Raw genomic sequence first — 11,593 nt, 5'->3', positions numbered from 1 at the left:
TGTTTAATTTTAAAAGAAAAGAAAAATGGCAGTAGATCAGTACGAAAATGAAGATCACAGAATCCAAGATAAGTTCAAACAAAAAACTTGGAATGAAATACGAACCAATGACTCTTGGGCGATTTTTAAAATCATGTCCGAGTTTGTAAACGGATATGAAAGTATGTCTAGAATTGGGCCTTGTGTATCCATTTTTGGTTCAGCAAGAACAAAACCGGAAGATAAATATTATGAATTAGCTGAACGTATTGCTTTTAAAATCAGTAAAGCCGGATATGGTGTGATTACCGGTGGTGGCCCCGGAATTATGGAAGCCGGAAATAAAGGGGCTCATCGTGGAGAAGGAACTTCGGTGGGATTGAATATTGAATTGCCATTTGAGCAACATTTCAATCCGTATATTGATAAAGATAAAAATTTGAATTTTGATTATTTCTTTGTTCGCAAAGTTATGTTTGTGAAATATTCACAAGGATTTGTAGTAATGCCGGGTGGATTTGGAACCTTAGATGAATTATTTGAAGCAGTAACCTTGATTCAAACAAAAAAGATTGGTAAATTCCCAATTATATTGGTTGGAACTGAATATTGGTCCGGATTGATTGATTGGATTAAAAATGTGATGATTGATAAGCAAAAGAATGCCAGTCCGGAAGACATGAATCTGATAAAAGTTGTTGATACGGAAGAAGAAGTTGTTGAAGAATTAGATCGTTTCTACAAAAAATACAATTTGAGTCCGAATTTCTAATTCATATTTTCCATTAAAAACAAAAAAACCAATCTTTCGATTGGTTTTTTTTGTTTATGAACAATTCTGAAATTATGCTTCAGGATTTGATTTATTTTTATCTTGTTTATTTATTGTATCAGCCATAATTGGCGTTGCAATGAATAAAGATGAATATGTACCTACCAAAATACCTACTAGAATAGCGAATACAAACCCTCTAATGGTTTCTCCACCAAGAATAAATATTGCAAACAAAACGATTAAAGTTGTTAATGAAGTATTGATTGTTCTACTGATTGTAGTATTTAAAGCTTTATTCACAACCTGATTGAAAGTACCACCTTCATGATCATTTAAATATTCACGAACACGGTCAAATACAATTACTGTATCATTCAAAGAATAACCAATTACCGTTAGAATTGCAGCAATAAACGCTTGATCAATTTCCATGTTAAATGGTAAGTATTTCCAGAATAAAGAATAAACCCCTAAAACAATAATCACATCATGGAATACTGCACCTACAGCACCAAGAGAGAATTGCCATTTTCTGAAGCTGATTAATAAATATAAAAACACAACTAATAAAGATCCTAGTACAGCCCAATAAGAGTTGGTTTTGATATCTTCAGCAATAGTTGGCCCTACTTTAGATGCTTGTAAAACTCCTATTTCTTTACCATCATAATTTGTTACAAACTCTTCATAAGAAGTAGTTGGGAAATAGGATTTTAAACCTTCATATAATTTTTGGTTCACTTCTGTATCAATACCTTCACCCTCTTCGTTAACTTTATATTTAGTTGTAATTTTCAACTGATTATCAGTACCAAAAGTTTTTGCTTCTACGTTCGTTCCGAAAGCCTCTGTTAAAGCAGAACTTATTTCGGCTGCTTTAACTTCATTTGCAAAACGGATTTGGAAAGTACGTCCACCCACAAAATCAACTCCTTGGTTTAATCCGTTGATAAAGAATAATGATACTAAGGATACGATTACTAAGACACTTGAAATTGCGTAGGCTACTTTCTTTTTACTTAGGAAATCTACATTCATATTCTTAAACCAATTATGTGTCATTGGAGTTGAGAAAGTCAAATTTTGTTTTTTAGTTAAACTCCAATCCAACATTAATCGTGTGATGAAAATTGATGTAAATAAAGAAGTTCCAATACCAATTAACAACGTTGTTGCAAAACCTTTAATTGGTCCTGTTCCGAATACCAAAAGAATAATTGCTGTTAAAGCCGTAGTAATGTTAGCATCAAAGATAGATGACATAGCCCCTTTCCATGTGAATGCATAGTTTACAGATTCCTCCAACGTTTTACCGGCATCAAGTTCTTCTTTAGCTCTTTCAAAGATAATTACGTTAGCATCAACTGCCATACCAATAGTTAAAACGATACCGGCAATACCTGGTAAAGTAAGTACAGCTCCTAAACTGGCTAAAATACCGAAGATGAATAAAATATTTACAAGTAAAGAAATATTAGCATAAACACCCGCTTTACCATAATAAAGAATCATCCATACAACAACTAACAACATTCCGATAATAAACGATAACATACCGTTATCAATCGCTTCTTGACCTAAAGAAGGTCCAACCACATCTGATTGAACGATATCAGCAGCAGCAGGTAATTTACCGGCTCTTAATACGTTGGCTAAATCTTTTGTTTCATCAATGGTAAAAGAACCTGAAATTTCTGAACGTCCACCAGCAATTGGACCAGAAGAAACACCTGGTGCAGAATATACGATATTATCTAAAACAATAGCAATGCTGCTTTTATCAGTGTACGCTTTACCCGTTAAATCTTCCCATTGTTTAGCTCCTTTTCCATTCATTTGCATGGTTACAGATGGCTTACCAAATTGGTCAAAAGAATCTCTGGCATCAACTACTACTCCTCCACTGATTGGAGCTTCATTTGAGCGATTTCCTTTTAAAGCATATAATTCAATCGCTTCAACTTGTTCTTTTTTGTCATTTGTAATTGTGGTAGGTTTTCCCCATAAGAATCTAACATAACGCAATTCAGGAGTTAACATTGCTTTCATAGCATCTCTTCTCAAATACTCACCAATCTTGGCGGTATCTTTAGGAGCAAAATAACCAACAATTGGTCCGCCACCATACGAAATCATTTTATCAAAGAAAGGATTATTTCCTTTTGTTGTTGCAGTAGAATCTTTTGCAACATCTGTTAACAATGAATCAATTCCTGTTTTAGCTTTCTCTGTTTCTTTTACATCAACTTTTACTTCAGTAGCTTTTAATGCTTCATTTACACTACCGATATACTGAGCCACTTCTTCAAATTTATAGGCTTCCCAAAACTCTAATTGAGCAGTACTTTGTAATAATTTCTTAATCCGGTCAACATCTTTTGCTCCTGGTAATTCTACTAAAATTCTACCTGTTTCTCCTAATTGTTGGATATTTGGTTGCGTAACACCAAATTTATCTATCCTTTTTCTTAATACTTCAAAAGCACTTAATGTAGATTCGTTTACTTTTCTTCTTAAGATTGCTTTTACTTCATTTTCAGATGTTTTACCTGTAATTTCAGTATCAAAATTTTTATTGAAGAAAATATCAGGAGAAGATAATTTTACTTTTCCTTTTGATTCTGCTTCAAAAGCCTCAAAAAAGGCATCTAAATAGGTTTGATTTCCTTTTTGATTAGCCGTTGCATCTGCTAAAGCTTTATTGAAAACAGGATCTTGAGAATTGTTAGATAATCCTTTTAAAATGTCTTTCACAGAAATTTGAAGGATTACGTTAATACCACCTTCAAGGTCAAGACCTTTATTAATTTGTTTATCTTTTACTTCATTATAAGTGTAGCTGGCAAAACCTAAGTTAAATACTTTTTCTCTACCGATAGAGTCTAAATATTTTACTTCTTTCGTAAGGTCATTACCTGCGAAAGCTTTTGCATCCGCTTTAACCTTGTTGGCCACAAATGTGAAAGAAAGTTGGTAAATACATACCAATGCAAATAAAATTGCGAAAAATTTAATAAGTCCTTTACTCTGCATTATTACTCGAATTAATTAATTTTGTTGGTTATGTTTTTGATTATCAAATGGAAAGAAAAATTGAGACTTCTTGCCATTTTATAAAACGTGCAAATATATAATTCTGAATAAGATTAACCAATTAATTTAGGCATAATCTCAAAAAAAAAGACTGCCTAAGCAGTCTTTTCATACTATTCTATAACTTTAGTTATGCTAAAACAGATTTTAAATCACCGTTCATTGCTCTAACTGCATCTGCACTTTTGGCGAATTTAGCTTTTTCATCGTCATTTAAAGCTATATCAACAATTTTTTCAACTCCATTTTTACCTATAATACAAGGTACACCAATACAAATATCATTTTGTCCGTATTCACCTTCTAAAAACACTGAACAAGGAATCATTTTCTTTTGGTCATTTAAAATACTATCAACTAAATAAGCAACCGAAGCACCGGGAGCATACCAAGCTGAAGTTCCTAGTAAAGCGGTTAATGTTGCTCCACCCACCATTGTATCAGCAGCCACTTTATCTAATTCTTCTTGCGATAAAAATTCTGATACAGGTACACCATTATAAGAGGCTAAACGAGTTAAAGGAATCATTGTAGTATCACCATGACCACCGATTACCATCCCTTGAATATCATTTGCCGGTTTGTCTAATGCTTTTGACAGGTAACATTTAAAACGAGATGAATCTAATGCTCCACCCATTCCGATGATTCTGTTTTTTGGTAAACCGGTCGCTTTTAAGGTTAAATAGGTCATGGTATCCATTGGATTAGAAACCACTACTACAATTGCGTTTGGAGAATGTTGCAATAAACTTTCGGCTACAGATTTTACAATTCCGGCATTAATTCCGATTAATTCTTCACGAGTCATTCCCGGTTTTCTTGGGATTCCTGATGTTATCACTACCACATCACTTCCGGCTGTTTTTGAATAATCGTTTGTACTTCCTGATACTTTAGTATTAAATCCTAAAGTTGTTTGAGTTTGCATGATGTCAAGTGCTTTACCTTCTGCAAAACCTTCACGGATGTCTAACAATACAATTTCGCTGGCAATTCTTCTGTAAGCAATTGCGTCAGCACAAGTGGCTCCCACATTTCCTGCTCCAACAATAGTAACTTTCATTTTATTCTAGTTTAAAATATTTATAATTGATAATGTATTCCAATATTTGCGTTTACAAATTTACCAAAAGCTACTGAACTTTGCAGATAAATTTTGCTAATTTGGTATCGACACGACACTTCTCCTAATATATTAGTCTTAGGGTCTGAAATGGTGGTCAACAAATTATTGATAGTTGATTGAACGGGTAAAATGTTTTCAATTTCTCCTTTTTTTCCGGAAACTTTGTATTCAAAGAAACTTCTATTTCCTATTAAACTACCCATTACTTGCGTTTTACCCCATGTTTTAGAGGCAGAACATTGAAAATGCCACGTATTTACAAATCCGGTAATTTTGTTAATCCCTAAATTACCATAAGGTGTATTTACATCCAAAAAGTCAAAACTAACTTCTTCATTGGAATACATAAACATATAGGCCAAATCAATATTTTTATCTTTTAACTTGGAAAAGTACTGACTTACGTTATGTTGTATTCCTAGTCCATATACTTGATAGTAACCCCTTTTTAATTTTGTTTTGGTTGAATAGCGAACCACCAATTCTGTTCCGTATGGTAGAGCAACTGCTGCTGTTAAATACGGATATACAATTGTTTCCATGTCAACACCTTCGGGAGTTTCAATACGAATTTGTTCTCCGTCTAAATCACCAATTAAATGTGTAGTATAATCATTTCCTAAAGCTGAGGGAACTGTAGCTTGCGTTTGATTTTCTATTTCGAAAAACAAAAAATCATCATTGCTAATGTTGAATTTTCGATCACTTTTGGGTACAAAAAACATATTCGCGTGTAATCCAAACGTTACCGTTCCTGTTTTTTTCTTTTCGGGTGATAGCATCCAAGAGGAAGAAGCTTGATAAACTGCCGCATCTGTTATTGGAGTAATATACTTATCAGCATAAAAAAGGGCATCTCCTAAGAGATACCCAACTTGTTCTAATTGTGTAGCGGTTTGAGCTTGAGTATTCGTTATACCCAATACAACCATAATCGATAAAGCGGAAAAGAACTTACGCATCAATATTGGCATAAACGGCGTTCTTTTCAATAAATTCTCTACGTGGCGGAACTTCATCACCCATTAACATGGAGAAAATTCTATCAGCTTCCGCTAAACTATCAATGGTTACTTGACGTAATGTTCTAAAATCAGGATTTAAGGTAGTTTCCCAAAGCTGTTCTGCATTCATCTCTCCCAAACCTTTATAGCGTTGAATTGCCGCTGAACCTCCTAAACGTTGATTAATCATATCGCGTTGGTCATCGTTCCACGCATACTCTTTTTTGTTTCCTTTTTTTACTAAATATAAAGGTGGTGTTGCAATATACACGTGACCGTTTTCTATCAATTCTTTCATGAATCTAAAGAAGAAGGTCAAAATTAAGGTAGAGATATGGCTACCATCGACGTCGGCATCACACATGATGACTACTTTATGGTAACGCAGTTTTTCTAAGTTCAATGCTTTTGAATCTTCTGCTGTTCCGATGGTTACCCCCAAAGCAGTGAAGATGTTTCTGATTTCTTCGTTTTCAAAGACTTTGTGGTGCATGGCTTTTTCCACATTTAAAATCTTACCACGCAAAGGTAAAATGGCTTGGAAAGCACGGTCACGACCTTGTTTAGCCGTTCCACCCGCAGAATCTCCCTCGACAAGGAATATTTCACATTTTGCCGGATCTTGTTCAGAACAATCGGATAATTTACCCGGTAAACCACCACCACCCAAAACGGTTTTACGTTGCACCATTTCACGTGCTTTTTTGGCTGCATGACGGGCTTGAGCGGCAAGAATTACTTTCTGAACAATGATTTTGGCATCGTTTGGATTTTCTTCTAAATAATTTTCCAACATTTCTGCCACTGCTTGACTCACCGGAGAAACTACTTCTCTGTTGCCTAGTTTGGTTTTGGTTTGTCCTTCAAACTGTGGTTCGGCTACTTTTACGGAAATAATGGCTGTTAATCCTTCACGGAAATCATCACCGGAGATTTCAAACTTTAATTTTTCTAATAATCCGGAGTTATCGGCATACTTTTTCAAGGTACGGGTTAATCCCATACGGAAACCTTGTAAATGCGTTCCACCTTCGTGGGTATTAATATTGTTTACATAAGAAAAGATATTTTCAGAATAACTTTCATTGTAAATTAAGGCAACTTCAACCGGAACCTCTCCTTTTTCATTTTCCATGCTGATAACAGAGGCGATGATTGGCACACGGTTACCGTCTAAGAATTTAACGAACTCTTTCAAACCTTCTTTGGAATGAAACACTTCACTCACAAATTCTCCTTTGTCGTCTGTTCTACGTTTATCCGTTAACGTAATGGTGATTCCTTTGTTTAAGAAGGACAACTCACGCATACGTGCGGCTAGCGTATCATACGAATATTCGGTTGTTTGGGTAAAGATACTTGAATCCGGTTTAAAGGTCACCATTGTACCTCTTTTGGTCGTCTCGCCTATTTGTTTTACCGGATACATGGCTTTACCACGCTCATATTCTTGTTCATATACTTTTCCTTCACGGAAAACGGTCGCTCTTAAATGGTCGGAAAGAGCATTCACACAGGAAACTCCTACTCCATGCAAACCACCGGAAACTTTATAGGAATCTTTATCGAATTTACCACCGGCACCGATTTTGGTCATTACTACTTCCAGAGCAGAAACGCCTTCTTTTTTGTGCATATCTACCGGAATACCACGACCGTTATCTTCTACGGTAACGGAATTGTCTTCATTTATAAATACTGAAATGGTGTCACAATGACCGGCTAAAGCCTCATCGATTGAGTTATCGACAACTTCATATACTAAGTGATGTAAACCTCTTACACCCGTGTCACCGATATACATGGAAGGACGCATTCTCACGTGTTCCATGCCTTCTAAGGCTTGAATACTGTCTGCTGAATAATTATTCTTTTTATTTTCTTCGCTCATATTATAAGGTAAATCTATTTTGGACTAAAACACGCAAATATACGTTTTTTGAAAGGATTTTTAAAACTTAACTCATTCCAAAGTGTATAAGTTATTAACAAACTGTTGATTTTTGATATTGCTCAAAAAAGTTTTATTTTAAGTTTTAATCAATACTCTTATAATTTAAATTTTTTCAAAAAAAAATACTTTTTGATAAAGAGAAACGTTAAAATTGAATTAAAAAATAATATATCGACATTCAATTATCGAAATTAGCTCTTAAAAAAAATGATATGAAAAATTTGAAAATTATTTTATTGTTGATGGTTCTCTTTAATTGGAATCATTTTTATGGTCAAGGTTGTAGTGATGCTGGATTTTGTACAATAAGCACTTTTAAACCCAATAGTGCAGACAGTATAAATGAATTTAAAAACCAAGTAAAATTTGGAGCTTTTTATGGAAATGCAGACAACTCAATTACGGTATATGGTAATTATGTAGAATACAACAGACAATTGAATAATCGATTTGTCCTTAATACTAAGCTAACAACATTGGCACAAAACGGAAATGGAATTTCAACTTTTGGTCTTTCAGACCTCTATGTAAATGCTAATTATAAAATAAATGAAAAAGCTAAAGTTACATTTGGAGCTAAAATTCCATTAAATAATTCTACTAACAAAGAAGGTGACTTGCCTCTACCTATGGATTATCAATCGAGTTTAGGTACATTTGACTTGTTATTGGGTTTTGGTTATGAAATTAAAAAATTTCAATTTGTTGCTGCACTTCAACAACCTCTGACGCAAAATGATAATGAATTTTTGGCATCTGATTTTCCATTACAATCAGAAATTAGTTCTTTTCAATCTACAAGAGGATTTATTAGAAGTGGAGATGTGTTAATAAGAGTATCCTATCCTTTTGATTTGACTTCAAAACTTAAACTTACCCCAAGCATCTTACCCATTTATCATTTGGCGAACGATAAATATAAAGATGAATTAAATATTGAAAGAGAAATTAAAGGTTCACAAGGAATCACATTGAATGGAAATGTTTATTTAGATTATAAAATTAATAGCAAAAGTGATATTCAACTAAATTTAGGAATGCCTTTTATGGTGAGAGATACTCGGCCAGATGGCTTAACAAGAAGTTTCATTGCAAACCTAGAATATAGTTTTAAATTTTAATTTATTTAATTTATACTCTACTCTTTAGTAACGTTTTTATCGTATAATGAATCCAAACACCCGCGTTTTTAAAATGTCTTTTGCTTCTGTTTATCCGCACTATGTTAACAAAGCGGTTAAAAAAAATCGTACGCAAGCGGAAGTAGATGAAATTATTTTTTGGTTAACCGGCTATGATGAAGTTAGTTTACAAAAAGTGATGGAGGAACAAACAAATTTTGAAGATTTTTTTGGAAATGCTCCACTGCTTCACCCAAATGTTCATAAAATTACCGGTGTTATTTGTGGGTATCGTGTAGAAGAAATTACGGATCCGTTGATGCAAAAAATACGTTATTTAGACAAGCTGATTGATGAATTAGCAAAAGGCAAAGCCATGAACAAGATTTTGAGAAGTTAGAAAAGCTTCAATTCAACTTAGATTCTTCAATTTTGCTAAACATTAAAGCCTACATTTCACAATTTTATATTATTTGTTTAATAATATTAAACAATAAATAAACAAAATTATTATTTAAATATATTGTAAAATGGTAAATTTAACAACTATTATTCACTTTTATTTCCTCATTTATAATTACTTATAAAAAATAACAATTGTTAAAAATCCACTAACAAACGTTAAATTAGTCCTTCTTTTTTTTGTTTATCATTAACTTTATAATCTTAAACAAAAAATCAATATAGCATGAAAAGAATTACTAATTTAATTTGGCTTTTACTGGTCTGTGTGAGTATGACGAGTATGGCACAAACAGCGAGGGTTCAAGTGATCCATAATTCACCTGACTTGGCTGCCGCTTCTGTAGATGTCTATTTGGATGGTGAGTTATTGTTGGATAACTTTCATTTTAGAACAGCTACCCCATTTGTTGATGTACCTGCAGGTGTACCTATTTCGATAGATGTTGCCCCTTCGTCAAGTTCATCAGTAAATGATGGCTTTTACAATTTAACCACTACGTTGACTGAATTTGAGACGTATATTTTAGTTGCGAACGGTATTGTTTCGACCAGTGGTTATGCTGCGAATCAACCCTTTGGGATTAATGTATTAGTTGGAGGCCGTGAGGGAACGTCTAACGGAGACAATACAGATGTAATTGTTTTTCATGGTTCACCTGATGCTCCTGCTGTAGATGTTGTTGAATTGTCTGTGCCAGCCGGAACAATTGTTAATGATATAGCTTATGGCAACTTCTCTTCTTATTTAGAGTTGACTACTGCCAATTATGTTTTGGCTATTCGTGATGCAAGTGGCACCAACACTGTTGCTACCTATTCTGCTCCTTTAGCTGACTTATTTTTGAATTTTGATGCGGTTACTGTTGTAGCGAGTGGATTTTTAGACCCTTCACAAAACAGTGATGGTCCCGGTTTTGGATTGTGGGTGGCGAAAGCTTCAGGCGGACCGCTTTTAGAATTGCCTTTGTTTCACAACCCTACAGCACGTTTGCAAGTGATTCACAATTCACCTGATTTAGCCGCTTCTACGGTAGATGTTTATCTTAATGGTGAAATTTTGTTAAATGATATTACTTTCAGAACGGCTACTCCTTTTATTGATGCTCCTGCGGGTGTTGCTATTACCATAGACATTGCACCAAGTAATAGTAGTTCAGTAGCTGAAACATTATTTACTGCAACAACCACTTTAGCACCTTCTCAAACGTATATTGCCATTGCAAATGGTATTATTTCACCCACGGGATATAGTCCGAATACTCCTTTTGGTTTAAACATTTTAACCGGTGGTCGTGAGGGAACATCCAACGGAGATAATACTGATGTTATTGTTTTTCATGGTTCAACGGATGCACCTACTGTAGATGTAGTGGAAACTTCTGTACCAGCAGGAACATTAGTTAACAACTTATCCTACGGTAATTTTTCTTCTTATTTAGAATTACTTACTGCAAATTATATAATAGATGTTAGAGATGAAAGTGGAGCAACTACAGTGGCTACCTATTCTGCTCCTTTAGCTGACTTATTTTTGAATTTTGATGCAGTAACAGTTGTGGCGAGTGGATTTTTAGACCCTTCACAAAACAGTGATGGTCCCGGTTTTGGATTATGGGTGGCGAGAGCTGTTGGAGGTCCACTAATTCCTCTACCTTTAATAGAAACACCTACTGCACGTTTACAAGTAATTCACAATTCACCTGATTTAGCGGCTACTACTGTTGACGTATATGTAAACGGTGAAATTTTATTAGATGACTTTGCTTTTAGAACGGCTACTCCATTTGTGGATGTACCTGCCGGAGTGGCCTTAAGTATTGATGTGGCTCCAGGTAACAGTACTTCTGCTGCTGAGAGTTTATATAACTTAACTACTACTTTAGCTGAGGGTGAAACCTATATTGCTATTGCCAACGGAATTGTATCGCCAACAGGCTATTCAACTGCTCCTAACTTTGCACTTTCTATATTTGCTCAAGGACGTGAAGCGGCTACTGTTGCGACTAACACAGATGTATTGGTTAATCATGGTTCGCCAGATGCTCCAACTGTGGATGTAGTTGAAACTTCTGT

The 11,593-nt window shown here is 34.5% G+C and carries 8 protein-coding genes; 4 read left to right on the top strand and 4 right to left on the bottom strand.

What is annotated here, in order from left to right; genetic code table 11:
- Nucleotides 1–25 precede the first annotated feature (25 nt).
- Nucleotides 26–751 (top strand): LOG family protein, encoded by a 726-nt coding sequence (locus H601_RS0109050; RefSeq protein WP_026711216.1) that lies wholly within the window; start codon nucleotides 26–28, stop codon nucleotides 749–751.
- A gap of 72 nt (nucleotides 752–823) precedes the next feature.
- Here the strand turns inward: H601_RS0109050 and secDF are convergent, their stop codons facing one another.
- From secDF to gyrB, 4 genes are all read right to left on the bottom strand, one after another.
- Nucleotides 824–3,787 (bottom strand): protein translocase subunit SecDF, encoded by a 2,964-nt coding sequence (secDF, locus tag H601_RS0109045; protein ID WP_026711215.1) that lies wholly within the window; start codon nucleotides 3,785–3,787, stop codon nucleotides 824–826.
- 190 nt (nucleotides 3,788–3,977) lie between these two features.
- Nucleotides 3,978–4,913: a malate dehydrogenase gene (mdh, locus tag H601_RS0109040; RefSeq protein WP_026711214.1), complete on the bottom strand. Its 936-nt coding sequence runs from the start codon at nucleotides 4,911–4,913 to the stop codon at nucleotides 3,978–3,980.
- A gap of 20 nt (nucleotides 4,914–4,933) precedes the next feature.
- Nucleotides 4,934–5,938, bottom strand: a complete 1,005-nt coding sequence (locus H601_RS0109035) for a DUF6588 family protein (RefSeq protein ID WP_026711213.1) — start codon at nucleotides 5,936–5,938, stop codon at nucleotides 4,934–4,936.
- Nucleotides 5,931–7,871, bottom strand: coding sequence for a DNA topoisomerase (ATP-hydrolyzing) subunit B (gyrB, locus tag H601_RS0109030; protein WP_026711212.1), 1,941 nt, complete (start codon nucleotides 7,869–7,871; stop codon nucleotides 5,931–5,933). The genes H601_RS0109035 and gyrB overlap by 8 nt, the downstream gene beginning before the upstream one ends.
- A gap of 275 nt (nucleotides 7,872–8,146) precedes the next feature.
- Here gyrB and H601_RS0109025 point away from each other — a divergent pair, with 275 nt between their 5' ends.
- The 3 genes from H601_RS0109025 to H601_RS15525 all read left to right on the top strand — a co-directional run.
- Nucleotides 8,147–9,055, top strand: coding sequence for a hypothetical protein (locus H601_RS0109025; protein ID WP_035655794.1), 909 nt, complete (start codon nucleotides 8,147–8,149; stop codon nucleotides 9,053–9,055).
- Between the two features lie 46 nt (nucleotides 9,056–9,101).
- Entirely contained in the window at nucleotides 9,102–9,455 is a 354-nt protein-coding gene (locus tag H601_RS0109020) for a DUF2200 domain-containing protein (protein ID WP_026711210.1), read from the top strand.
- Between the two features lie 288 nt (nucleotides 9,456–9,743).
- A partial coding sequence (locus tag H601_RS15525; RefSeq protein WP_156900377.1) for a DUF4397 domain-containing protein occupies nucleotides 9,744–11,593 on the top strand: 1,850 nt, incomplete at its 3' end.

The sequence above is a fragment of the Flavobacterium filum DSM 17961 genome (assembly GCF_000425465.1).
Lineage (GTDB): Bacteria > Bacteroidota > Bacteroidia > Flavobacteriales > Flavobacteriaceae > Flavobacterium > Flavobacterium filum.
This window is presented reverse-complemented; position numbering and strand designations above follow the sequence as displayed.

Bases quoted from the DNA above. Each gene is read 5' to 3' on its own strand.
- H601_RS0109050 (WP_026711216.1), top strand. From the start codon at position 26: ATGGCAGTAGATCAGTACGAAAATGAAGATCACAGAATCCAAGATAAG.
- secDF (WP_026711215.1), bottom strand. From the start codon at position 3,787: ATGCAGAGTAAAGGACTTATTAAATTTTTCGCAATTTTATTTGCATTG.
- mdh (WP_026711214.1), bottom strand. From the start codon at position 4,913: ATGAAAGTTACTATTGTTGGAGCAGGAAATGTGGGAGCCACTTGTGCT.
- H601_RS0109035 (WP_026711213.1), bottom strand. From the start codon at position 5,938: ATGCGTAAGTTCTTTTCCGCTTTATCGATTATGGTTGTATTGGGTATA.
- gyrB (WP_026711212.1), bottom strand. From the start codon at position 7,871: ATGAGCGAAGAAAATAAAAAGAATAATTATTCAGCAGACAGTATTCAA.
- H601_RS0109025 (WP_035655794.1), top strand. From the start codon at position 8,147: ATGAAAAATTTGAAAATTATTTTATTGTTGATGGTTCTCTTTAATTGG.
- H601_RS0109020 (WP_026711210.1), top strand. From the start codon at position 9,102: ATGAATCCAAACACCCGCGTTTTTAAAATGTCTTTTGCTTCTGTTTAT.